This is a genomic window from Kitasatospora purpeofusca (assembly GCF_034043715.1).
In the GTDB taxonomy this organism is placed as follows: domain Bacteria; phylum Actinomycetota; class Actinomycetes; order Streptomycetales; family Streptomycetaceae; genus Kitasatospora; species Kitasatospora purpeofusca_A.
On the sequence record NZ_JAXCLC010000009.1, the window covers coordinates 107,859 to 131,102 of the forward strand.

The 23,244-nt window shown below is 73.4% G+C and carries 15 protein-coding genes, 3 pseudogenes and 1 riboswitch; of the genes and pseudogenes, 10 read left to right on the forward strand and 8 right to left on the reverse strand.

Features of this window, described 5'->3' with window-relative positions:
* Window positions 1-15: 15 nt before the first annotated feature.
* The 5 genes and pseudogenes from SM793_RS07230 to ribB form a co-directional block, all read right to left on the reverse strand.
* Window positions 16-882 (reverse strand): isocitrate lyase/phosphoenolpyruvate mutase family protein, encoded by an 867-nt coding sequence (locus SM793_RS07230; protein WP_320437197.1) that lies wholly within the window; start codon window positions 880-882, stop codon window positions 16-18.
* A gap of 9 nt (window positions 883-891) precedes the next feature.
* Window positions 892-2,163 carry an MFS transporter gene (locus tag SM793_RS07235; protein WP_320437198.1) on the reverse strand — a complete coding sequence of 424 codons (1,272 nt, stop codon included), beginning with the start codon at window positions 2,161-2,163 and terminating at the stop codon, window positions 892-894.
* A gap of 304 nt (window positions 2,164-2,467) precedes the next feature.
* A complete protein-coding gene (locus SM793_RS07240; RefSeq protein ID WP_320437199.1) occupies window positions 2,468-3,721 on the reverse strand; it encodes an ATP-grasp domain-containing protein in 1,254 nt (417 codons plus the stop codon).
* A gap of 3 nt (window positions 3,722-3,724) precedes the next feature.
* Window positions 3,725-3,967 (reverse strand): phosphopantetheine-binding protein, encoded by a 243-nt coding sequence (locus SM793_RS07245; RefSeq protein WP_320437200.1) that lies wholly within the window; start codon window positions 3,965-3,967, stop codon window positions 3,725-3,727.
* 279 nt (window positions 3,968-4,246) lie between these two features.
* Window positions 4,247-4,910 (reverse strand): annotated as a pseudogene (ribB, locus tag SM793_RS07250) (3,4-dihydroxy-2-butanone-4-phosphate synthase); the annotation flags it as partial.
* Window positions 4,911-5,056: 146 nt separating this feature from the next.
* Window positions 5,057-5,187: riboswitch (FMN riboswitch) on the reverse strand.
* A gap of 320 nt (window positions 5,188-5,507) precedes the next feature.
* Here ribB and SM793_RS07255 point away from each other — a divergent pair.
* From SM793_RS07255 to SM793_RS07280, 6 genes are all read left to right on the forward strand, one after another.
* On the forward strand, window positions 5,508-6,275 hold the full coding sequence (locus tag SM793_RS07255) for a DUF402 domain-containing protein (RefSeq protein ID WP_320437201.1): 768 nt from the start codon (window positions 5,508-5,510) through the stop codon (window positions 6,273-6,275).
* 197 nt (window positions 6,276-6,472) lie between these two features.
* Complete coding sequence (locus SM793_RS07260; protein ID WP_320437202.1) at window positions 6,473-7,501, forward strand: zinc-dependent alcohol dehydrogenase; 1,029 nt, start codon at window positions 6,473-6,475, stop codon at window positions 7,499-7,501.
* A 90-nt stretch (window positions 7,502-7,591) separates the two neighbouring features.
* Window positions 7,592-8,422 carry an LLM class F420-dependent oxidoreductase gene (locus SM793_RS07265; RefSeq protein ID WP_320437203.1) on the forward strand — a complete coding sequence of 277 codons (831 nt, stop codon included), beginning with the start codon at window positions 7,592-7,594 and terminating at the stop codon, window positions 8,420-8,422.
* Window positions 8,419-9,726: an MFS transporter gene (locus tag SM793_RS07270; RefSeq protein ID WP_320437204.1), complete on the forward strand. Its 1,308-nt coding sequence runs from the start codon at window positions 8,419-8,421 to the stop codon at window positions 9,724-9,726. Before SM793_RS07265 ends, SM793_RS07270 begins: the two co-directional genes overlap by 4 nt.
* Before the next feature lie 383 nt (window positions 9,727-10,109).
* Window positions 10,110-10,694, forward strand: a complete 585-nt coding sequence (locus SM793_RS07275) for an ABC transporter permease (protein WP_320437227.1) — start codon at window positions 10,110-10,112, stop codon at window positions 10,692-10,694.
* A gap of 145 nt (window positions 10,695-10,839) precedes the next feature.
* Window positions 10,840-11,871 carry an ABC transporter substrate-binding protein gene (locus SM793_RS07280; protein WP_320437205.1) on the forward strand — a complete coding sequence of 344 codons (1,032 nt, stop codon included), beginning with the start codon at window positions 10,840-10,842 and terminating at the stop codon, window positions 11,869-11,871.
* 58 nt (window positions 11,872-11,929) lie between these two features.
* Here SM793_RS07280 and SM793_RS07285 read toward each other — a convergent pair.
* Both SM793_RS07285 and SM793_RS07290 read right to left on the reverse strand, forming a co-directional pair.
* Window positions 11,930-13,183: pseudogene (locus SM793_RS07285) on the reverse strand (UDP-glucose dehydrogenase family protein).
* 56 nt (window positions 13,184-13,239) lie between these two features.
* Window positions 13,240-14,031 (reverse strand): annotated as a pseudogene (locus SM793_RS07290) (MFS transporter); the annotation flags it as partial.
* A 501-nt stretch (window positions 14,032-14,532) separates the two neighbouring features.
* Here SM793_RS07290 and SM793_RS07295 point away from each other — a divergent pair.
* The 4 genes from SM793_RS07295 to SM793_RS07310 are packed head-to-tail and all read left to right on the forward strand — an operon-like array spanning window position 14,533 to window position 18,029.
* Window positions 14,533-15,408, forward strand: coding sequence for a hypothetical protein (locus SM793_RS07295; RefSeq protein ID WP_320437206.1), 876 nt, complete (start codon window positions 14,533-14,535; stop codon window positions 15,406-15,408).
* A gap of 43 nt (window positions 15,409-15,451) precedes the next feature.
* On the forward strand, window positions 15,452-16,276 hold the full coding sequence (locus SM793_RS07300; protein ID WP_320437207.1) for a hypothetical protein: 825 nt from the start codon (window positions 15,452-15,454) through the stop codon (window positions 16,274-16,276).
* Window positions 16,273-17,061 (forward strand): hypothetical protein, encoded by a 789-nt coding sequence (locus SM793_RS07305; RefSeq protein ID WP_320437208.1) that lies wholly within the window; start codon window positions 16,273-16,275, stop codon window positions 17,059-17,061. The genes SM793_RS07300 and SM793_RS07305 overlap by 4 nt, the downstream gene beginning before the upstream one ends.
* Complete coding sequence (locus tag SM793_RS07310; RefSeq protein WP_320437209.1) at window positions 17,058-18,029, forward strand: hypothetical protein; 972 nt, start codon at window positions 17,058-17,060, stop codon at window positions 18,027-18,029. The genes SM793_RS07305 and SM793_RS07310 overlap by 4 nt, the downstream gene beginning before the upstream one ends.
* Window positions 18,030-18,154: 125 nt before the next feature.
* Here SM793_RS07310 and SM793_RS07315 read toward each other — a convergent pair whose 3' ends face one another.
* On the reverse strand, window positions 18,155-22,891 hold the full coding sequence (locus SM793_RS07315; RefSeq protein WP_320437210.1) for an FG-GAP-like repeat-containing protein: 4,737 nt from the start codon (window positions 22,889-22,891) through the stop codon (window positions 18,155-18,157).
* Window positions 22,892-23,244: the final 353 nt, after the last annotated feature.

A 23,244-nucleotide genomic window follows, 5' to 3' on the forward strand; every position in this document is an offset into this window, starting at 1 on the left:
AGGTCGTTGCGGCCGTCAGGCCGTGAACTCCTGCCACTGGTCCAGTCGCTGGAGCGCGAAGACGTCCTTGACCCCGGCGATGCTGTCCTCCAGGTGGGCCGAGTGCCCGGTCTCGTAGATCGAGCCGAGGGCGGACCGCAGGGAGGTGATGGTGGCGCGCAGGCCCTGGTTGGCGTAGATGACGGCGGAGACGCCGGCCGCGCGGGCCTCGTCGGCGTGCCAGTCGGGGTAGGTGGTGGGCACCACGACGACCGGCAGCCGGTCGTCCCACTGGTCGAGGAAGGAGAGCACCTCGTCCTTGGTGGCCTGCTTGGAGTGGACCAGGACGGCGTCGGCGCCGGCGTCGGCGTAGACCGCGCAGCGCTTGAGCGCCTCGTCGACGCCCAGCCCGCTGATCATCGCCTCGGTGCGGGCGATGACGAAGAAGTCCTCGCCGCGCTGGGACTTCTTGGCCGTCTCGATCTTGTGGGCGAAGGCGTTCACGTCGAGCAGGCTGTGGTCGGCCGCGGCGAAGCTGTTCATCTTCGGGAAGACCTTGTCCTCCATGCACACGGCGGTGATGCCGGCCTGCTCGTACTCGGCCACCATGTACGCCACGTTCATGCTGTTGCCGAAGCCGGTGTCGCAGTCGGCGACCACCGGGACGGAGAGCGCCTTCTGGATGTGCGCGGCCGCGTCCAGGTACTCGCTCATGCTGAGCAGGCTGGCGTCGGGCAGGCAGCGGGCGGCGGAGATCTCGAAGCTGGAGGCCCAGACGGCCTGGAAGCCGACCTGCTCGGCGATGACGCCGCCGAGCGCGGAGTGCGCGCCGGCGATCCGGACGAGCGGGTTGTCCGCGAGGACGCCGCGGAACGAGGGGTAGCTGTGGGGGGTGGGGCTCACGTGGTGCTCCTACGTCTGGGGTGATGGTTCATTTGACGGTTCGTCGGGCACGCCGGACGGCGGGGCGTCCCGGACGAAGGCCCACAGGGCGGTCAGGCCGCAGATCACGAACACTCCGGCCAGCAGCAGCCAGCCGACGGCGCCCATGCCGAGCGGGAGCATGACCACCAGCGCGGGCCCGAAGAACTGCTGGAGTCCCCGGCCGAGCCCGAACACGCCCTGGTACTCGCCCATCCGGCCCTCGGGCGGCAGGGTGAAGGACAGTCCCCAGCCGCCGGCGGACTGGGCGAGTTCGCCCAGGGTCATCAGGACCGTGCCGGCGAACAGCAGGACGACGGCCAGCGAGGTGTCGGCGGCGCCGGATCCGGCGAACAGGCAGCAGGCCAGCGCCATCAGCAGGCCCGCCCGCAGCAGCAGGCGACCGGAGCCGGACACGGTCTCCGAGCCCTTGCCCGCGGCGACCTGGAGCAGCACCACCAGAACGGTGTTGACCACCGTCAGGGCCGCCACCAGGGCGCCCGGGGCGCTGGTGCGGTCGACGATCCACAGCGGCACGCCCACCGCGAGCACCGGCTGGAACAGCTCCAGGATCCCGGTGAGCGCGGTGGCCAGCAGGAACCGGCGGTCCCGGAAGGCCGCCCAGGAGCGTCCCGCGGCGGCCGGGACCACCTCGGGGCCGTCCGGCCGCAGGCCCAACGCCATGATGGCACAAAGCAGTTGGAGGGCCACGTTGACCGCGATCACGACCAGGAAGGCGGTCCGCGAATCCGTCGCCAGGGCGGCGCCGGCCAGACCGGCGCCGGCCGTGAAGCCGAGGTTGAACAGGCTGCGCATCCTCGCCCGGACCCCCGCGGAGCGGGCGGAGCCGAACAGGGCGTGGGTCAGGGCCGCGCGCAGCGGGCTGCCGACCGTCTCACACACCGCGATCGCGCAGGCCACGGCGGTGAACGCGGCCACCCCCTCGACGAAGGCGTAGCCGACGAACAGCACCGCGAGCAGACCGTAACTGGCCGCCAGCGGCCGCCGCGCACCGAACCGGTCGGCGACCCGCCCGCCCGGGACGGTGGCGAGGAACCCGCACAGTCCGGCCGCCGACATGGCCACCGAGACGCTCTCGGCGGACAGCCCGACGGTCCTGGTGAAGAAGATGGCGCTCGAGGTCAGGAAGAGGCCGGTGCCGAGCGACTGGGTGAGCGTGAGCACACCCATGCGGCGCTCGGCCCCGGGCGCCGGGACGAGTTCCTTCAGGAACCCGGCGGCGGCCGAGCCGATGGTGGGCATGGGGCATCCAAGGGGTGGTTCAGGGAGGCGGTTCAGGGAGGTGGTTCACGGAGGCGGTTCAGGGAGGTGGTTCACGGAGGCGGTTCACGGAGGCGGTTCACGGAGGTGGTTCACGGAGGTGGTTCACGGAGTTGGTTCACGGAGGTGGTTCACGGAGGTGGTTCACGGAGGTGGTTCACGGAGGTGTCGCGCCGAGGTCGTGTTCCGGATCCCGGCGGTCGGACGCGACGTCAGCGGTCTACCGCGGCGCCAACGGTCCACCGCCGCGCCCACGGTCCACCGCCGCGCCGACGGACGGCATGCCTCAGACGTGGTCGAGCAGGTCCCGGGCCGTGCGCGTCACGGGTCGGCCGTCGACGACGAACTCGTACGCCAGCAGGGCGACCGCCCGCTCCACCAGCGCGGTCATGCCCCGGTGGTCGGCGGCCGAGCCGCACAGCAGGTCGAGCAGGGTGGTACCGGTCCCGGCGGCCAGCTCGGTGCCGGGCCGTACCGAGAGCCGGTACGAGTCGACCCCGGGCAGCGCCCGGACGGCGGCCTGGCCGTCGACCCGGGTCAGCCGGCCGCCCGCGGTGGGGCCGGGGGTGTAGTACTGGAAGTGCACCCGCTCCGGGCGGGCCGGATTCAGCTCCACGCCGCGACCGAGCGCCAACTCGCCCGCCAGAGCGACGAGATCGAGCCCGACGGACCGTCCGGCCAGATCGGTCTGGTCACCGCCGAGGCGGCCGTTGACCTCGATCAGCCGGGGCCCGGCGGCCGTCAGCTTGATCTCGGTGTGCACCAGACCGTGCGTGACCCCGAGCGCCCGGAGCGCCCGGTCGGCCAGCTCGACCACCTCGGCCTCCGGCCCGGGGGCCAGCTGCGAGGGCCAGAACTGCCCCGACTCCCGGAACGGCGGTGCCAGCGGCAGTTTGCCGGTGACGGCGAAGTGGCGGATCCCGCCGGGGGTGGCGGCGCTCTCCACCGACACGTAGTCCCCGAACGGCGCGCAGTCCGCGCCCCGCAGGAACTCCTCGACCACCAGCGCCGGTTCGGCGCGCAGGAACTCCTCCACCACGGCGGCGCCGCGGTCCGGATCCGTCACCAGGACGGTGTTCCGGCTCCCCTCCCCGCGGACCGGCTTGACCACGGCAGGCAGGCCCACCTCGGCCAGCGCGGCGTGCCAGCCGTCGGCGTCGGTGAGCAGCGCGCTGCGCACGCTGTCCACCCCGGCCTCCCGCAGCCGCCGGCGCTGCGCCGCCTTGTCGGTCAACACCCGCACGGTTTCGGGGGTGTTGAACGGCAGGCCGAGCAGTCCGGCGAGCCGGGCGGTGTCGGCGAGCATCCGTTCGCTGAACGTCAGGATGCCCGCGGCCCCGTACTCGCGCAGCCGGGCGACGACCGCCTCGTCACCTTCGCCCAGCGTGACGACGCCCGCGCAGTTCTCCTCGAACAGCGGGCCGACCTGCCGGGCGTGGTCGGAGTCGGCCAGGGCGACCAGCACCGGAGCCGTTCGCCCCAGGGCGATCACCTCTCGCGGCGAGGCCGAACCCTGGTCGTAGACGACGACGATGGCCATCGCTCAGGCGCGATCGAAGAGTCGGGGGTCCTCGACGGCCTCGGCGAGCTGCCGGAGGGTGCTGCGGCGCAGCACCGCCGACCGGGGCATGTCCAGACCGGACTCGATGGCCCGGGTGGAAATCGCGAGGGCCAGCAGGGAATCCCCGCCGAGGTCGAAGAAATCGGCGTCCAGGTCGTCGACCGGCGTACCGAGGACTTCTTCCCAAATAATTCTGAGTTTTTCCGTGGTGCTGATGTCGGACATACCAGGCCTCTCCCCGTCGGCGTGCATCCGTAAATCGATTATTGGAGCAGGATTGCGGAACTGTCAATTCCGGGAAAACGGCAGGTTAACCGGATCCGGTACCGGAATTCCTGCGGGCAGGGCGAATCACGGCCCCGCCCAGGAAATAATTCCCGGCGGAACCGCCCCCCCTGCGGCCGGTCTCCCGGCAGGGTCAGCCGGCGACCGCCGCGGCCGTCGTCCGCGCCGCTCCGGCCGGGGCCGTCGGCCCGGCCGGGACGCCAGCCGCACCGTCCGCGGTGCGCAGGTACTCGATCAGGCCGGCGATGGAGATCAGCGCCAGGCCGTGCCGGCGAGCGAACTCGCGCAGCTCCGGCAGCCGGGCCATGGCGCCGTCGGCCATCGCGATCTCGCAGATGGCCGCCGCCGGGCGCAGGCCGGCCAGGCGGCACAGGTCCACCCCGGCCTCGGTGTGTCCGGGGCGCGCCGGCACACCGCCGTCGACGGCCCGCAGCGGAAAGACGTGGCCCGGGCGCACCAGCTCGGCCGGGCGGGTGCCCGGCCCGGCCAGCAGGCGCAGGGTGAGCGCCCGGTCGGCCGCCGAGATGCCGGTGCTGATCCCGGTCGCGGCGTCGACCGAGACGGTGAAGGCGGTGCGGTGGTGCTCGGTGTTCTCGCGGACCATCTGGTCCAGTTCCAGCCGGTCGAGGTCCGCGCCGGCCATCGGGGCGCAGAGCAGCCCGCGGCATTCGGTCATGGCGAAGGCGACCAGCTCGGTGCTGGCGAGTTCGGCGGCGAAGACGAGGTCGCCCTCGTTCTCGCGGCTCTCGTCGTCGACGACGACGACCGCCCGGCCGGCCGCGATCTGCGCGACCGCGTACTCGACGGAGTCGAACGGCTGCTCGGTGTCGCCGACCGCGTACGAGCCGGCGTCGGCGGTGGTGGTGCCCGTGGTGTGGCCCATCGGAACTCTCCTCGCGCTCGGGGCGCGGACTTCCGGGGCTGCTGGAGCATGGGCGTGCAGGGACGGCCTTCGACCGCATTCCGGTGGAAGCGGCCCGCGACCGACGGGCCGACGGGAAATCCCCCGGCCATCGGAAAACCTGCTCGCCGCGCACTGCCTCCCTTCCGGACTTTAACCGTCGGTCCAGGAATTTCACCTGGTCAACCGGCCGCTGGCGGCGGACGGGTCGCGGACTGTAACCGCCGGTTCGGACTTTCACCGACCCCGGAGTGCGCAAACGTCTTGAACAACGCTCGTCAACTTCGCACAGTTGCCGCGATCTTGACAAGACGTCGGTGAACCGGTGGCGCCGTGGGCTGCATCACACCGTCCATCGGGGGGCCCGTACCCGCCATTCGGCGGGGCATTGCCAATGCTCCGCAAGCGTGCCTAAGATCCGGACCGCCGATACCTACCCGCGAGTAGCGACCCCCGTTCGACCTGCGTCGAACCACTGGGGAAGGGGTCCGAGGGGCAGGTGTGCGGCACTCCGGCGGGGGCCGGAGTCTCGCCGCCCGCGTTCCGGGGGCGGCATTGCGAAACGGGGGCAAGACGTTCATGCACGATCCTTCGAGAGGTCCGAGGCGCTCCGCCGCGCCCGCCGGCGACGAATCCGGCCGGGGCACGGCCGGGCCCGCGGCCGGCCTCGGCGCAGCCCTGCCCGCGACCGGCCGCGCGGCCGACCCCGACCCCGCGACTGACCCCGACCAGGCGGCCGACCCCGACCCGGCCCTGTCTGCGAGCGGATGGCTGACGCCCGGTCAGGTCGTCCTGCGCCGGGAGATCCTCGACGGACGGGTCTGGCTGAGCTACCCCGTCCGGGTCGTCGCCCACGAACCCGGCCTGCTCGCCGTGTACCTGGCCCACGACACCCGACTCACCTTCGGCGAGGGCGAGTTCAGCTGGGGCCCGCACGGCTGGAGCACCGTCGCCGACCGCTGGCGCAGCCCCGGCGTCCTGCAACTGCAGCGCCCCGGCGAGGCCTACGCCGTCTGGGCCTTCCGCGACCCGGCGACCGACGAACTCTCCGGCTGGTACGTCAACTTCCAGGACCCGTACCGGATCACCGCCGAGGGCGTCGACACCCTCGACCACGAGCTCGACCTCTGGCTCCCGGCCGACGGCGGCCCCTACCGCTGGAAGGACGTCGAGGCCTTCGAGGAGCGCGCCCGCACCGGCGGCTTCACCCCCGAACAGGCCGCCGCCGTCCGCGCCGAGGCCGCCGCGCTCGCCGCCCGGATCGACCGCGGCGACACCTGGTGGGCCGACCGGTGGACGCACTGGCGACCCGCCGCGCAGTGGACCGCTCCCCCTCCCTCGGCCTGAGCCGACCTCCCGCCGTCCGGGGTCCACCCGACCACCTGACCGCCCGACCGCCCGGGCCGTCGGGGCACCGACCGTGCCCCGGCCGCGCGACAGCGCGGCGCCACCGCACCGCGGCAGCCCCCACCGCTGCACCGCAGCACCGTTGCACCACAGCACCGTTGCACCACAGCACCGCAGCACCACGAAAGGAACGACCGATGCGCATAGCCCTGGTGACCTCCCCCGGCTCCGTCGAGATCCGCGAGACCCCGCGCCCCGGGATCGGCGAGGACGACGTGCTCGTCCGGATCGCCGCCTGCGGCCTGTGCACCATGGAGGCCAAGCTCTACACCGGCGCCATGCCCGTCTACCCCGTGGCCGCCGGCCACGAGGTCTCCGGCCGCGTCGAGCAGGTCGGTGCACGCGCCGCCGCACTGGAGGACGCCCCCGCCGTCGGCGATCTGGTCACCGTGGACCTGCTGACCCGCTGCGGCAGCTGCCGCCACTGCCGCTCCGGCAACAGCGCCATCTGCGCGTCCCCGCAGGGCAGTCTGCTGCCGGACGGCAGCATCAGCATGGGCGCCGGACTCGCCGAGTACGTCCGGGTCCCGGCCGCCCACGCCTGGCCGGTCGGCGACGCCGATCCGCTGCACGCCGCCATGGGCGAGCCGCTGGCCTGCGTCGTGCACTCGTTCCGGCGCGGCTCCTTCCAGCCCGGCGACCGGGTCGCGGTGATCGGCGGCGGCTTCATGGGCCGACTGCACCTGCTGCTCGCCCAGCACCAGCAGGCCCGCTCGGTCACCGTGATCGAGACCGACGAGGCCCGCCGCACCGCGGCCCTGGCGGCCGGCGCCGACCACGCCGTGACGCCCGAGGAACTCGCGGAACTCGTGGAACTCCCCAAGGCCGACGTGGTGTTCGTCACCATCGCCTCCCGCGAGGCGATCGCCGCCGGCTTCCGCGCCGCGGCCGACGGCGCCCGGCTGGTCCTCTTCGGCGGCTCCCACGACACCCCCGACGCCGTCCTGCCCGGCTACGAGGTGCACCGCCGCCAGCTCACCGTGACCGGCTCCTACAGCCAGGAGCCCGCCGACTGGCGTGCCGCCGCCGCCCTGCTGCGCAGCGGAGCGCTCGCCGATCGGCTGGCCCCGCTGGTCACCTCGCGCCACGAACTGGCGGACGTGGACAAGGCGTTGACCGAGAGCTCCGGCTCACCGGTCTTCCGGGTCTTCGTCGAACCCCGCTGACCCCCCCACTCCCCACACCCTCCTGACACCCCGTCGGGCGCCCTCCAGGCGTCGGACACCCACCCGCACCCGCACCACCAGGAGACCCCCGTGAGCACCACCCCCGCCGCCACCCGCCCCACCCTGCGGATCGGCGCCCAGCTCCACCCCCAGCACTGCGACCTGGCCGACCTGCGGGCCGCCTGGCGCGCCGCCGACGAGCTCGGCGTCGACTCGCTGTGGACCTGGGACCACTTCATGCCGCAGACCGGCGACCTCGACGGCCGCCACTACGAGTGCTGGTCGCTGCTGGCCGCGATGGCCGTCGAGACCAGCCGGGCCACCATCGGCTCCCTGGTGACCTGCACCGCCTACCGCAACCCCCACCTGCTCGCCGACCAGGCCCGCACCGTCGACCTGCTCAGCGGCGGCCGCCTGGTGCTCGGCGTCGGCGCCGGCTGGTTCGAGCAGGAGCACCGCGAGTACGGCTACCCGTTCCCCGGCCCCGGCGGCCGGATCGACGCCTTCGAGGAAGCCGTCACCGCGATCCGCGACCGCCTGACCCGGCTCAACCCCGCGCCGGTCGGCCCGCTGCCGATCCTCATCGGCGGCGGCGGCGAGAAGCGCACCCTCCAGGCCGTGGCCCGGTACGCCGACCTGTGGAACTGGTACGGCTGGGACTCCACCGACCCGGTGGCCGAGTTCGCCCGCCGCAGCGGCCTGCTCGACGACTGGTGCGCCGAGGTCGGCCGCGACCCGCGCGAGATCGGCCGCACCGTGATGATCGACGCCCCGCAGACCGGCCTGGCCGAGGCTTTCGCGGCGGCCGGCGCCACCGAGATCATCGTCTCCGTCCCCGGCCCGTTCGACCTCGCCCCGGTCCGCGAGCTGCTCGCGCTGCGCGACGGCCTGACCGGCCCGACCGGCCCGACCGGCCGATGAGCGGATCCGGACAGCCGGACGGGCGTCCCGGCTCCGGGTTCCACGGCCTGATGGCCGCCCTGCTGGCGTCCAGCGCCGGCATCGGCCTGGTCTTCCCGCTCACCAGCATCTACATCAGCGACCAGCTCGGGCTGGGCGGGACCGGCGCCGGCGGCTACTTCGTGGCGATGGCCGCCGCCGGGTGCGCCGCCGCGGTCCTCGGAGGCCCCCGGGCCGACCGGGGCAGCGCGGCGGCGGTCGGCGCGGTCGGCACCACCTCGCTGGTCCTCTCCTACGCGCTGCTCGGCGCCGCGGGCGGCAGCCTGCCCGTGACGGCCTCCGGCCTGCTCGCGGGCGTCGGCTACGGCCTGCAGTACGCGGCTGTCACCGGGGTGGTCACCGCCCTGGTGCCGGCCGCGGGGCAACGCCGCGCCTTCGTGCTGCGCCATGTGATGACCAACGCGGGCATGGGTCTGGGCGCCACCGGCGGCGGGCTGCTGCTCGCCGCCGGGCACCCGGCGGGCACCCTGCCCTGGCTGTACGAGGCGGCGGCGGCCGCCTCGGTGCCGCTCGCCGTGCTCTTCCTGCTGCTCCACCGGCGCCGCCCGGCCGCGCCCGACGGGCCGGGCGTGCCCGAGCTGCCGAACACGGCGGACATACCGAGCATGGCGGGCACACCGGATATGCCCACCGCGCCCGGCGGCGGTGCCACGGACCGGGAACCGGACCCGCCGGGCTACCGGACCCTGCTGCGCAGCCGTCCGATCGCCCTGCTGATGCTCGCCCAGGCGCTCTTCGCGACCGCCGGCTTCACCCAGATCGAGGCGACCGTCCCGCTGCTGCTGCACCACGGCATGGGCATCGGCCTGGCCGGCGTCAGCGCGGTCACCGTCGGCAACGCCCTCGTCCTGCTCCTGCTCCAGCACCCCGTCGCCCGGCGCCTCGAAGCGCTGGCCGAGGAGGCCGCCCTGATCGCGGCGCCACTGCTGTGGTGCGCCGCGTTCGGCGCGGGCGCCCTCGCGGCGGCCACCGGCGGCGCGGCCAGGACCGCCCTGCTGGCCGCCTTCGCCGCGCTCTTCGCGATCGGCGAAATCGCCTACTCCTCGGCGTTCTTTCCGCTGCTGGTACGGTTCTCGGGCCCCGCCTCGCTCGGCCGGGGCAGTGCACTGTCCTCGCTGGCCTGGAGCACGGGGACGGCCGTCGGGCCACCGCTGGGCATCGCGGTCGTGACGGCCACCGGCACCGGAACGGGCTGGCTCGCGCTCGCCGCGGGCGCCGCGGCGGTCCTGGCCGTCACCCTCCTGCTGCGCCGCACGGCCCGATGAACGCACCGAGCCGGCCGCGGCCCGGCGCCAGAACCACCCACCCTGCGTACGGGGAGACGAACGGAGCTTCCGTGTCAGAGCCGAAGACCGCCCACCGGACGCCACCGGCACCGGACGCCACCCCGGTGCCCCGGGCCACCGCCACCGGCCGGTCCGCCACCGGCCGGTCCGCCACCGGCCGGTCCGCCACCGGCCGGTCCGTCACCGGCCGGTCCGCACGGGCCACCGGCCGACTCGCGACGGTCCTGCCGCCGCTGGTGTTCGGCCTGATCCTGGTGGGCACCTGGGACGTCGTCACCCGGACCAAAGCCGTCTCGGCGTTCTTCCTGCCCTCCCCCGGCACCGTCGCCCAGGCCTTCGTCCACGCGGTCACCGACGGCGGACTGCTCGGCTACGCCTGGCAGACCGTCGTGGAGAGCGCCGCCGGCAGCGGCCTGGGCATCGCGGCGGCCCTGCCGCTCGGCTACCTGATGGCCCGCAGCACCGTCGCCGCACGAGCCCTGCAGCCCTACCTCGCCGCCTCCCAGGCCGTACCGGCGGTGGCGCTCGCGCCGCTGCTCGCCCTGTGGATCGGGTACGGGCTGCTGCCGATCGCCATCCTCTGCGCGCTGCTGGTCTTCTTCCCGATGCTGGTCAACACCATGCTCGGCCTGCGTGAACTCGACCCCGAGGTGCTCAACGCCGCCCGGGTCGACGGGGTGGGCCGGTGGGGCATGCTGCGCCACATCGAGTTCCCGCTGGCGCTGCCGAGCATCCTCGCCGGGGTCCGCACCGGGTGCACGCTCTCGATCACCGGCGCGGTGGTCGGCGAGTTCGTGATGGGCGGCGAGGGCCTCGGCCAACTGCTCGCCGTCCAGCGCGGCCAGGCCGACTCCACCGGCCTGTTCGTCTCGCTGCTCACCCTCACCCTGCTGGCCGCCGCCACCTACGGAACCGTCCGGCTGGTCGAGTTGACCGTGGACCGCTGAGCACCGGCTCCTCGTTCCTCGCGCCTCGCACCTCGCGCCTCCGCTTCCGCCTCCGCTTCCGCTTCCGCCGCCGGTTCGGCATCCACCTCCACTTCCGCTCCCCGTGCCTGCTCCCGTCGAAATCCCTACGAACAAGGACTGTCGCATGCCCAAGACCACCGCCCGCGCCGCCGGGGCGCTCGCCCTCCTCCTCGCGGGCAGCGCCACGCTCTCGGCCTGCGCCTCCGACCCGACCGCCGCCAAGTCCTCGGACGGCAAGGCCGGCGGCGCCCTCACCGTCGGCCTCACCTATATCCCCAACATCCAGTTCGCCCCCTTCTACGTGGCGGAGAGCAAGGGCTTCTACAAGGAGGCCGGTCTCAAGGTGACGCTTCGTCATCACAGCTTCACCGACGACCTGTTCGGCGCCATGACCGGCGGCCAGGAGGACGTGGTCTTCGCCGGCGGCGACGAAATGCTCCAGGCCCGGGCCAAGGACGTGCCGGTGGTGGACATCGCCACCCTCTACCACACCTACCCGGTGGCGATGCTGGTGCCGCAGGACTCCCCGATCCACACCGTCGCGGACCTGCGCGGTCACAGCATCGGCACCCCCGGCCCCTACGGCGAGACCTACTTCGGCCTGCTGGCCCAGCTGAAGGCCGGCGGACTGACCACCAAGGACGTCGACGTCCAGCACATCGGCTTCACCCAGCAGGCCGCCCTGGTCGGCAAGAAGGTCGACGCCGTGATGGGCTACCTCAACAACGACGCCGTCCAGTTCCAGCAGGCCGGCCTGGCCGTCCGCGCCGTCGAGGGCACCGGCGGCGCCTCGGCCCTGCCGCTGGTCGCGGCCGGCCTCGGCGCCACCAGGGCCACCCTGGACAAGCGCGGCGACGACGTGCGCAAGTTCGTGGCGGCCACGCTGCGCGGCGTCCAGTACACCGTCGAGCACCCCGACGAGGCGGTGTCGATCAGCAAGACCCACATCCCGGGCATGAACGACCAGAAGCAGCAGGACGCCGCGCTCGCCGTCCTCCGCGCCACCGTCCCCCTGATGCAGCCGCCCGCCACCGGGAAGCCGGGCCTCAACGACCCGGCCACCTGGGACCGGATGGCCGCCTTCATGCAGGAGCAGGGCCTGATCGAGAAGCCCGCCACCCCCGCCGAGGCGTTCAGCAACGAGTACCTCCCGTAGGTCCCGGACGGTCGGGCACCGTGGGGGCCGGCCCGGCCCGGCCCGGCCCCCACCCCGGTCAGCGGCGGCCGAGGGAGCGGTACGTCCAGCCGGCCGCCCGCCACGCCCGGGGGTCCAGGACGTTGCGGCCGTCGACGACGGCCCGGACGGCGACCTCCTCGCCCAGGGCCGCCGGGTCGAGTTCCACGAACTCGCGCCACTCGGTCAGCAGCAGCACCACCTCGGCCCCGCGCGCGGCCGCCGCGGCGGAGGCGGCGTAGGCCAGGTCGGGGAAGGCCTTGCGGGCATTGTCCAGGGCCGCCGGGTCGTACACCGAGACCTGCCCGCCCTCGCGCGCGATCGCCGCGGCGACGTCGAGCGCGGGCGAGTCACGGATGTCGTCCGACTCGGGCTTGAAGGCGGCGCCGAGCACCGCGACCCTGCGGCCGGCGAAGGAGCCGGCCACCAGTTCCCGGGCGTGGTCGACGGCGCGGGTGCGGCGGCGCAGGTTGATCGCGTCCACCTGCCGCAGGAACTCCAGCGACTCGCCGGTGCCCAACTCCTCGGCGCGGGCGACGAAGGCCCGGATGTCCTTGGGCAGGCAGCCGCCGCCGAAGCCGAGTCCGGCGGCGAGGAAGCGCCGGCCGATCCGCTCGTCGTGACCCAGCGCCTCGGCCAGCCGCACCACATCGGCGCCGGCCGCCTCGCAGACCTCGGCGATCGCGTTGATGTACAAGATCTTGGTCGCCAGGAAGGCGTTCGCGGCGGTCTTGACCAGTTCGGCGGTGGCGTAGTCGGTGACCACGGTCGGGATGTCGCCCAGCGGCCCGTACAGGTCGCGCAGCAGACCCTCGGCCCGGCCGGGGCGCACCCCGAGCACGATCCGGTCGGGCATCAGGGTGTCCTCCACCGCATGACCCTCCCTCAGGAACTCCGGGTTCCAGGCGAGTTCGGCGGCCTCTCCGGCGGGCGCCAGCGCAGTGAGCCGGGCGGCCAGCCGCTCGGCCCGTGCCGACCGGGACGGTGGACTTGCCGACGACCACGCAGGGCCGGTCCAGGTGCGGGGCCAGGGCGGCCAGGGCGGCGTCGAGTTGGGAGAGGTCGGCGGCTCCGGAGTCCTTGCTCTGCGGCGTGCCGAGGCAGAGGAAGTGCAGGTCGCCGAAGGCGGCGGCCTCCTTCGGGTCGGTGCCGAAGCGCAGCCGCCCGGCGGCCAGGTTGCGGCGCAACGTTCTCCCAGTCCCTGCTCGTGGATGGGCAGTTCACCGCGGTTGAGGGAGTGGACCCGGTCCTCGTCGATGTCCAGTCCGAGGACGTCGTGGCCGAGTTCGGCCATGCAGGCGGCGTGGGTGATGCCGAGGTAGCCGCTGCCGTCGCCCACTGGACGCCCCAGAACGCCCACCCGATGCCGCTGACCAGGTAGCCCGCCATCAGCAGCGGCACCGGCGGCACCAGCGCGGCGGACAGCGGCATCAGCGGGAAGAGCAGCATCGCCACCGCCCCGCCGAACAGCGGACGGGACGGGCGCAGCCGGATCGCGACCAGGCCGCCGAACACGCAGCCGACACCGAAGGCGCTCTCCGCCCAGCCGAAGGCCGCCTTGCCGTGGGCGTCGATGATGGAGACCGCGCCGACCGGGGTGATCGGGCCCCAGACCGCGACGCCGAGGACCCACCAGATCAGGATCACCGACCACAGCCAGGAGCGGGAGCGGAACTCCGTCCAGCCCTCGCGCAGGTTCTGCAGGGTGGAGGCGCTGCGGTCGGGTTCGACGTACGGCAGCCGCAGGGCCGTCAGACAGAGCCCGCTGACCACGAAGGCGACCGCCGTCGCGGCGAAGACCGACGCCGGGGAGACCACCGCGACCAGGGTGCCGGCGAGGGCCGGGCCGGCCATCGTGGCGACGCCCTGGCTGACCCGCAGCACGCCGTTGGCCTGCTGCGGGTCGGTGGCGACCTGGGGGACCAGGCTGGTCAGCCCCGGTTGGAACATCGCGGTGGCGAGCCCGCCGAGCACCGACGCGAGGACCAGCAGCCACAGCGGCGGGTGGCCGAGCCAGAGGCAGAGCGCGAGTCCGGCCTGGACCGCGCAGCGCGCCCCGTCCGCGGCGATCATCTGCGGCCGGGGGTGGAAGCGGTCGGCGAACACCCCGCCGAACACCACGAACAGGGCGAACGCGCCCATCCAGGCGCCCAGCGCGACGCCGAGGGCGCCGACCCCGAAGCCGAGGGAGAGCACCCGTGCCCTGCCCGCCGTCCCGCCGGCGAGACATGGCCGCGTCAGAACCCGCAGCCCAGCCCCGGTGCGACCGCCCCGCAACGGTCACCCCGACCCCCGCGCCACCACTCCCCGGGACCACGGAACTGGCGCCCCACCGGCCCCCTCGGCCACACTCGCACCGCCCCCGGCCCGAGCGACCGGCCCTCGCCCACCGACCGCGGCTCACCCCGCGCCGGCGGCGGCAGGCAGCCGCGACATCGTCGGAGCCGTCGGCCGATTTCGGTTCGGTCACGGTGTGTCCCTTTGGTCGGTCAATGGCCGGGACTGTGGTGATTGATCTTGTTGGCACCCGGGCCCGGCCGCTCGCATAATTCCGGTCTGACGCGTTTCGAGCGCCCCCGGAGCCGCCGAGGCACCACCGCGGGCAGTCCGCGCGCGAATTCGTGAGCTGTCCCGGGGAGTCCCTTGTCCACGCCCGACCATGCGCCCTCCGCCGTCGATCCGATGCCGGAGGCGGCACTCCACGATGTCGCCGCAGCACAGGACCCACCGGCCGGACCGGCCACCGAACGCCGCCGGAGAGTGCCGCGATCCGTCGCCGTGGCCCTGGCCACCGCCGGGCTGCTCGCGGTGACCGCGACCAGCGCCGTCGTCACGGTCGCCGTCGGCAGGCCGGACGGCCGACCGGCGGTCACCGCCGCCGCCGGAGCGGCCGGAGCCTCGCCGACGGCCGTGACCCCGTCCACGAGCGCCGCACCCGCCTCGCCCCCGGATCCGGCACCGTCGACCCCGCCCACCGTCCCGCCGGCCGCGCCGGCTCCGGCAAGCACCGTCAAGGGCACCGTCAGCGGTGGGCGGCACGAGGGAGACCTGCGCTACTTCCTGCTCCCCGTCCCCGCCGGCGGCGAGTCCTACGGGCCGGTCGACGGCATGCCGATGACCGACGAGGACCTGTCCGCGGCGTACGAGGAGGGGCTGGACATCATGGACGTCCTCAAGTCCTACAAGTTCAAGGACGCCGCGACCCGCGTGTACCGGACCGCGGACGGCAAGACCGAGGTCACCGTCACGCTGCTGCGTTTCGGTTCGGCCGCGGACGCGCGCGACTACGCCAAGAGCCACACCATGAACGGCGACCCGCTGGAGATCACCGGGGACCCGGCCGCCCACGGATACGTCCGCAAGCCCAAGGAGCAGGCCTACACCGGCTCGATGAGCGGCATCTCCGTCCAGGGCGACGTGGAGTACACGGTCGACGTCGACGTGAAGGGCACCCCGGACAAGGCACTGCTGAACGAAGTGATGAAGCGTCAGCGGGACTGGCTGACCTCCGGGCGCTGAATCCCCGCCGCCCCGCCCTCCCCTCTCCGACTGGAGCCACCGCGTGACCATCGAATCCGCGGCGCCGTCGCACGCCGACCCGCCGCCGGCCGGCCCGTTCCCGGGGCAGCCGGAAGAACCACCCACCTCCTCGCCACCCACCGATCCGGCCACCCCGGCCCCGGCTCCGGCTCTGGCGCGCAAGCCGCGCCGCCCGAGGCCGGTCCTGCTGCTGGTCTGCGGGCTGCTGCTCGGAACGGCGGCCGGCGGCGGCATCGGCTACGCCGTCCAGTCGAACCGGCCCCCGACCCCGCTGCCGCGGATCCAGGCGACCGTGCCGACCTACCCGGCCGAGGTGCTGGACCCCGCCGCGGCCGCCGCGGCCGCCGAGGCCGCTCCGGCGCCGCTGGCCATCGACGGGGACCTGCGCAAGCTGCTGCTCACCGCGCCGCCGGGCAGCACCAGTTGGAACGAATACCCGACGACGCCGAGCTGGATCACGGTCGGTGAACGCGCCGATCGCACCGCGGGCGTCGCCCACAACTTCATCTCCCTCAACGAGCACGGCTTCCGGCGCGCGGCCGAGGTCGACTGGAAGCAGAACGGCCTGAAGGTCCGGATCACGTTGATCCAGCGCTCGGCCGACTTCGCTGCCGAAGCAGGCATGCGCGACACCGATCTGCAGCCCTTCACCGCGGACGCCAACGGCGGCTACCGGATCGCGGCCGCGCCCCTGTACTGGAACGAGACCACCGAGAAGTACTACCTGGGAACCGCCGTCGCCCAGCGCGGCACCGTGCAGATGCAGGTTGAGGTGTTCGGGACGCAACCGGTCGACGCCGAGGTCGTCAAGGGCCTCGCCAAGCAGCAGTGGGAGCGACTGGTATGACCGACATCGATCCGACCGAACACCCGCGGTCCGAACCAAGGCCCGGACGCCTCGCCCTGCGGGCCGCCGGGGCGACCGTCGCGGCCGCGCTGGTCGGCGTGGTCATCGGCGTCGGGTTCATCCAGGTCCGGTACGACGATCCCGCCCCCGTCACGGCTGCCCCGCCCGCCCCGACGACGTCCCCGATATCCCCGACACCCACCGCGGCCCCGTTCGGTGCGAAGTCGAACGGCAGCCACTTCGGCTCCCTGCGGGACCTCCTGCTGCCCGCCACCGGCGACTACGGGCTCGGTCCGGACGACGGCAGCTACGGCAACGACACCGAGCTGACGGGCGAGAAGCTCAAGGCCGGGCTCGACGACGACCTCGTAGCGGTCCCCAAGGCGCAGCAGGACAAGCTCCGCCAGTACTGGGAGAGCCTGCACGTCCGGGCCATCGGCGTGCGCACCTACAAGAACCGCCTGAACAGCCTCGTCGTCGGCATCAAGCTGCACCAGTTCAACCAGCAGGAGGTGCAGAAGACGAACGAGTACACCGCCGTGTTCACCGGGGACACCGGGCTCTTCCGCACCGGCCCGGCCGTTCCGGGGCACCCCGAGGCGCACTGCTACCTGATGCCCGCCGCACCGTCCGCACCGATCGACCGGATGGAGTGCTCGGCCGCCGAGGGCGACCTCCTGGTGGTGCTTAACGCCGAGGGCGTGGCACCGCTGCCCAAGGATGCGATCGTCACCCTGCTCACCCGACAACTCGACCGACTCGCCCGCCCAGGAGCCTCCGTATGACCGACCGCGAGAGCCCTGCCGCGCCGGAGGAACCGCTGCCCGGCCCGCCCGCACCGCACGCGCCCGAGGACGCCCCCGCCGACGTCCTTCCGGACGCCCCCGCGCAGGCCCCCGGGGCCGCGCCGGCGGCCGTCGACGCGCCCCGGGCCGAGGAGGACCCGGCGGCCCGCCGCACCCGGCGCCGGAAGGCCGCACTGCGGTGGAGTGCCGCCGCGCTGGTGTGCGCGCTGGCCGGCACGGGGAGCGCGCTCGCCGTCACCGCGCCCGAACGCACCGACATACCGGGCCTGGCCACCAGGAGCGACGGGCGCTACGTCTTCCCCGCACTGACCCTGCCGCCGCTGCCGTCCGGTTCGGCCGTACCCAGGGAGAACAAGAGCCGGCACGCCGCCGACCTGCGGCGCCTCCTCCTCCCGGCTCCTCGGGAGGCGGTCGGGACGCTCGCCCCGGCCGCGACCGCGAGCCCGACGGCAAGTCCGACCGGAGGTACGAGCCCGAGTGCCTCCGGAACCGCACCCGCCCTCGCGGAGCGGCTCGACTGCACGACACTCCTCGCCGACGAGAAGGACCCGGCCAAGCTGCACGCCCTCCTGGTCCAGTACGCCTGCCGGGCCGCCACCGCCCGGGAGTGGACCGCCTCCGACGGCACCCGCACGCGGATCCGGCTCATGGCCTTCGGCTCCTCCAAGGAAGCCTGGCCCCCGTTCGTCGAGTTGCGCGACCACGGCAACCCGAAGGACATCGACGGCCTCCGGAGTGTCACACCACCGGACTGGGACATGCTCTACGGCGTCAACTTCACGGTCCGCGAGACCCCGCCCGGCGCCCCCGGCACCCAGCCGGCCGCCCGGCTGGCCTACCTCTCCGCGGGCGACATCGTGGCCGTGATCACCATGACCAACCCCGGGGGAGTCTCCGCAGCGGCGTTCCAGCAGGTGGTCACCTTCCAGTCCGCCCTGCTGACCTGACCAACCCGGCCCCGTCGAACACCCGGGGCACCCCTCGCCGCCCGGTCACGCTGCTGTGCTGCGCGCGACCGGGCGGCGAGGGGTGGTTCCGGCGCCGGTGGCCGTTCAGGTGGTGCGGCCGGCGGTTACCAGAGGCCCGCCGAGGTCTCCCAGCCGGGCAGGTTGCCGGTGAACGTGCCGTCGGGGCGGCCGGGGACGACGGCGAGGCTGAAGCGGGTGTCGCCGAAGTCGTACATGTACGTCAGATCGGCACGGTTGTCGCCGTCGTACTTGCCTCCGGTGAGGGTGAGGGCGTTCCAGTCCCAGTTACCGGGCGGGATGTCCCAGCCGCCGGTGAAGCCGTTGACGGTGCCGTCGGGCCGGCCGGTGAAGGTGAAGAACCGGACGCGGCCGTCGGGGTAGCTGTAGACCGCACCGATGTCGGCGTAGCCGTCGCCGTTGAAGTCACCGGCGGCGTATTTGGCGCGTTCGGGCCACCAGTCGTTCGGGGCGCCGGTCCAGGCGATGGACGCGGCGTTGAATCCCCCGTCCGGGCGGGCGCGGAAGGTCAGCAGCCGGGCGTTGCCGTTGCCGAAGTTGTACATGACGGTGATGTCGGTTCGGCCGTCCCTGTCGAAGTCGCCGGCCAGCAGGGTCGAGGCCGACGCGCACCAGTTGCCCGCGCCGGAGCGGTAGCTCGCGAGTTCGGTGGCGAAGCCGCCGCTGGTCTGGCCGTAGAGGGTGAAGAGGCCGGAGTCGCAGTCGCCGAAGTCGTACAGGAAGGCGATGTCGTCGCGGTGGTCGCCGTTGAAGTCGCCGGTGACCGGTTTGATCGCGTTCCAGCTCCAGCTGCCGGGCGGCACCTCGCGGCCCAGCTGCTCGTCGAAGGACCCGTCCGGGCGGACGAGCCAGGTGAAGATCTTCACCCGGCCGTCCCCGTAGCCGTAGACGGCGGCCAGGTCGTCGCGTCCGTCGCCGTTGAAGTCGCCTGCCAGGTACTTGGCGTCGCCGTAGCACCACCAGTCCTTGGGCCAGCTCTTGCGCTCGACCGGGTTCGCGGGCTTGCCGTCGGGTCCGGTGGTGAACGTCCAGATGCCCATGGCGCAGGTGCCGTAGTCGACGAAGGTCGCGACGTCGTCGCGCCCGTCGCCGTCGAAGTCGCCCGCCACACTGGTGCGGGCCATCGGGCGTTCGTCCCCGCCGTGGTAGTCCGTCGAGCCGCCGGCGATGCCGTTCCAGCGGATGTAGCCGCCGGTGAAGCTGGAGCGGCGCCCGGCGGCGACGGTGAACTCGTCGCTGGTCGGGAAGCCCAGGTAGCTGTTCTCCCAGCCGAGTTGGGACCACTTGGTGCGGATGTCGCCGTGCACCTCGTGCGCGCCGGTGTCCTGACTCCAGTAGATCGACAGGTACGGCTCGGTGCCGCCGGAGGGCAGCACGAAGTGGTTGTACCACCCGGGCTTGACCGGGGTGGGTGTCTCGTCCGTCGTGGGGAATCCGACGACGTTGTGCCCGCCGAGGGCGAGGTAGTGCTCGTAGATGGCGCCGTGCATCTCGTGGGTGCCCGCCGAGCCGGTGAACGTGATCGCACCGGGCGTCGCCCCGGGGGCGCCGGCGAAGGTGGAGATCCAGGAGGTGCCCAGGCCGCCGATGTCGAGTTCGTCGCTGGTGGGGTATCCCAGGTAACTCTGCTCCCATCCGAGTTCGGCCCATTTGTTGCGGATGTTGCCGTTGACGAAGTGGGCGCCGGTGTCGGGCGACCAGTAGACGGAGCCGGCCGAGCCGCCGTCGGCCGCGCCGGACCGGAAGTGCACGTAGCGGCCGATCCCGTCGGGGGTGACGGTGGTGCCGGTCACCGGGTCGCGCAGCGGCCCGGCCGGTCCGCCGAGGGCGAGGTACTTGTCGAGGATCGGTCCGCAGACGCTCTGGCCGGAGAAGGTCCGGCAGTCGGTCCACAGGCTGACGCTGTCGGCGAGCGGTACGGCGGCGCCGAATCCGCCGCCGGTTCCCGTGCCCGTGCCGGTGCCGGCGTACAGGGACATGTGCTTGTCGGCGCCGCGCGCCCACAGGTCCGGCTTTCCGTCGCCGGTGAGGTCGCCGCCGCTGCCCAGCAACGGCTGGGCGGCGGTCCGGAAGGTGCCGCCGACGGCGGTGCCGGGGCCGAGCACCAGGGTGCTGCCCGCGGTGGTGAGCGAGTACTGGGTGAGCGCTCCGGTGGTGCCGTTCCGTGCCCACACTTCCGGCCGACCGTCTCCGGTCAGGTCACCGGGCGTGCTGAGGGTGGTGTCGGCCCACCCGGAGCCGAGCAGCACCGGGCTTCGGCCCGCGGCGTCCAGGGCGCCCGAGCCGTCGCCCTGGTAGAGCCACAGTTCGCCGCCGGAGAGCACGAGCAGGTCCGGGTAGCCCAGCCCGAGGCCGGTGTCGTCACCGGTGGCGTTGTCGACGGCCAGCAGGTCGGTGGCGGCCGCGATCCGGGCGCGGTTCGCGTCGTCGCGGACGGGCATCCGCTGGTATCCGGAACACTCCTTGTCGACGCAGACGCGTCCGTCGCCGAGACCGGGGTGCAGGTACATCTCCACTGTGCCCGTGGTCGGGTCGGTGCGGCGCACGAGGGCGTCGGCGTAGCCGTCGCTGTTCCAGTCGCCGCGGCTGGTGACGAGATTGCCCTTCCAGGCCGTGGCGTTGTTGGGGAGGGTGTCGGTGTACTGGGAGGCGCGGGCGGGTGTGCCGAGGCCGGCGCCGGTGCCCGGGTAGAACAGGAGCCGGCCGTCCGGGTCCGTGGTGAGGACGTCCACCTTTCCGTCGCCGTCGAGGTCGCCCGGCGCGTCGACCGCGCCGCTGCCCCTGGCCCAGAAGTCGTACGTCGCGACGTCCGAGTAGTTGCCCGCCCGGTCCTTGCTGCGGACGGACAGGGTGTGCGGTCCCGGGTTCGGGATCCGGAGGCTGATGCCGCGGTCGCAGCCCGCGCACGGCGCGTCGACCGCCCGGTGGTCGGGGTCCCACTCCGTCCAGTACTCGTACCGGGCGACGTCGTTCACCCCGTTGGCGGTGAAGCCGAACGGTCCGGTGCCGCGCGCGGGACCCGTCCTGGCCGGGTCGGGGACGTAGGCGGTGGAGGTCACCACCGGCGGCCTGGAGGGCCTGGAGCGGTCGATGGTGAAGCGGCACGGCGGGGACCACCCGGACCACGCCGCGTCGTCGAACGCCACCACGTCCCAGGTGTACTCACCGGTGGGCAGGTCCTGGGTCCGCACGTCGAGCGTCCCGACGTTCCCGGCCGAGACCGCCACCATCCCGGCGTCCCGTACCGGACCGCCCGTCGGGTAGAGCCGGAAGTGCAGCTTGACGGTGCCGCCGTCGCGGTCCTGGCCCCGGGCGCGCAGCCGGACCGCCGGGGCGTCGCCGAGGACGACGGAGCCGTCGCAGCTGGTCCCGGGGTCCGTGGACAGCCAGTCCGGCGTCTCCGGCGGGTAGTTCGCCTCCGTGGACAGGATGGCGCTGTTGGCCTGAAACTTCGTCCACGAGTAGGCGGTGCTCTCGTCGTTCGCGCGCAGGCCCAGCGACCAGTTGTACCAGTGGTTGCCGGCGGCGAGCCGGGCCGGGCCGGTGGTGTCCCACTCGACGTCGCCGCCCGGGCAGTTTGCGCCGCCGCCCGCACCGGTCTTCGCGGTGGACACCGGATAGCCCCACCAGCCGGCCGAGTTGTTCCAGTTGGTCGACGGGCTGATCTTGGGGGTGTCGTAGAGCGTGATCGGCTTCGCGGTGCACGACCAGCTGTGGGTGGCCCGCAGCCGGAACGTCGATCTGATGATGCCGGCGTCCCACAGGTTCGTGGTGTCCAACTCGAAGAACGAGCGGGCGGTGCCGTTGGTGTCGGTCTCGTGGCCGACCCGGGCGACGGTCGTATAGCTGTTGCCGTCGCCCTCGTTGAAGCCCGCGCCGTTCCAGTAGCCGGTGTTGGGCGTGGGCTTGTACGCGGTCGTCCAGTTCTGCAGCCGGCCGGGGAAGGTCGGGTCGATCACGACCGGGAACACCGTGTCCGGCGCGGTGAGCAGCGACCGCTCGGGGGTGATCGTGAGCTTGGCGTCGTCGCCCGCGCCGGAGATCGTGGCCGCCATCGGGCGGGCCTCCCGGGGGGCGTCCGAGGGCGACGCGCCGGGTGCGGCTCCCGGCTCCGCGCCGGGTGCGGCTTCCGCCGTGGTCTCGGACCCCGCTCCGGGCACCGCTCCGGGCACCGCTTCCGGCGCGACCTCGGGCGCGGCGGAGCGCTTCACCTCGGCGTCCGCCCTGGAGTCCCACATGAGCGGCCGGGACCCGGTGAAGAACTCCTTGCCGGTGGAGTCCGCGGCCCGGAGCGTGCCGTCGGCCTCGGTGCGCACGGTGACGCCGGTGCCCCTTGTGGTGAACGTCAGCCGTTCGAGCTTCGGGTTCCTGGCCGCCTCCGGGGTCCTGACGACCAGGACTTCGGAGAACTCCTCGGCGTGCGCGGTGACGACCAGGTCCACGTCCGGGAGCACGTTCGCGTACGTCGCCACCGGACCCGCGAGTGTCGGGACGGGAAGCGGGACGTCCCAGGAGAAGGCCAGCCGGCGCCCCGCACGGTTCAGCTCTGCGAGCGCCTGCCCGGGTCTGCCGCCCGAGAAGCTCATACCGAGCGGAGTGGCGGCGGGCCGAACGCTTCCGTCCGGGGCGAACCGGAGCGTCGGGTCGATCGCGGTCCATCGGCCGTCGACCTTCACCCGCTGCGGCTGGAAGGCCTGTTCGACGGTGAAGGTGCCCGAGGGGTTCGCGAACACCTGGGTGTACTCGGTCCGGGCCGACCCGACTTCGATCCTGCGACCGGTGCGCCGGGCCTCCGCCGCCGCCTCGGCGCGGGTGGCCCTCACCTCCGGGTCGTTCGAGGCACCGGCAACGGCCGGCGCGGGCGCGGCCGGTGCCGGTGCGGGTGCGGCGGCGGCCGCCGGTAAGTGAACGGGAACAGCCGTCACCACGGCTGCTGCTGCGGCGATGGCGACCGGCCTCCACCGGTGCCGCATTCGCTCCTTGCGCGGGGTACGGGCGGTCAAGGCGACCTCCAGGGTCCGGACCATGCGCGCCCCGGTCCCCGCGCGCGACTGCGTGAAGAGCCTTGGGCGCTGCGGGAGTTCGGAGACTAGCGTGCACGGGCCCCGCGCCGGGATGTGACGAGGATCACATTCGGAGAGCGGTCGGACACCTTCCGGATCCCGCAGTGGCCGAC

Bases quoted from the DNA above. Each gene is read 5' to 3' on its own strand.
- SM793_RS07310 (WP_320437209.1), top strand. From the start codon at position 17,058: ATGACCGACCGCGAGAGCCCTGCCGCGCCGGAGGAACCGCTGCCCGGC.
- SM793_RS07235 (WP_320437198.1), bottom strand. From the start codon at position 2,163: ATGCCCACCATCGGCTCGGCCGCCGCCGGGTTCCTGAAGGAACTCGTC.
- SM793_RS07260 (WP_320437202.1), top strand. From the start codon at position 6,473: ATGCGCATAGCCCTGGTGACCTCCCCCGGCTCCGTCGAGATCCGCGAG.
- SM793_RS07240 (WP_320437199.1), bottom strand. From the start codon at position 3,721: ATGGCCATCGTCGTCGTCTACGACCAGGGTTCGGCCTCGCCGCGAGAG.
- SM793_RS07305 (WP_320437208.1), top strand. From the start codon at position 16,273: ATGACCGACATCGATCCGACCGAACACCCGCGGTCCGAACCAAGGCCC.
- SM793_RS07245 (WP_320437200.1), bottom strand. From the start codon at position 3,967: ATGTCCGACATCAGCACCACGGAAAAACTCAGAATTATTTGGGAAGAA.
- SM793_RS07270 (WP_320437204.1), top strand. From the start codon at position 8,419: ATGAGCGGATCCGGACAGCCGGACGGGCGTCCCGGCTCCGGGTTCCAC.
- SM793_RS07280 (WP_320437205.1), top strand. From the start codon at position 10,840: ATGCCCAAGACCACCGCCCGCGCCGCCGGGGCGCTCGCCCTCCTCCTC.
- SM793_RS07255 (WP_320437201.1), top strand. From the start codon at position 5,508: ATGCACGATCCTTCGAGAGGTCCGAGGCGCTCCGCCGCGCCCGCCGGC.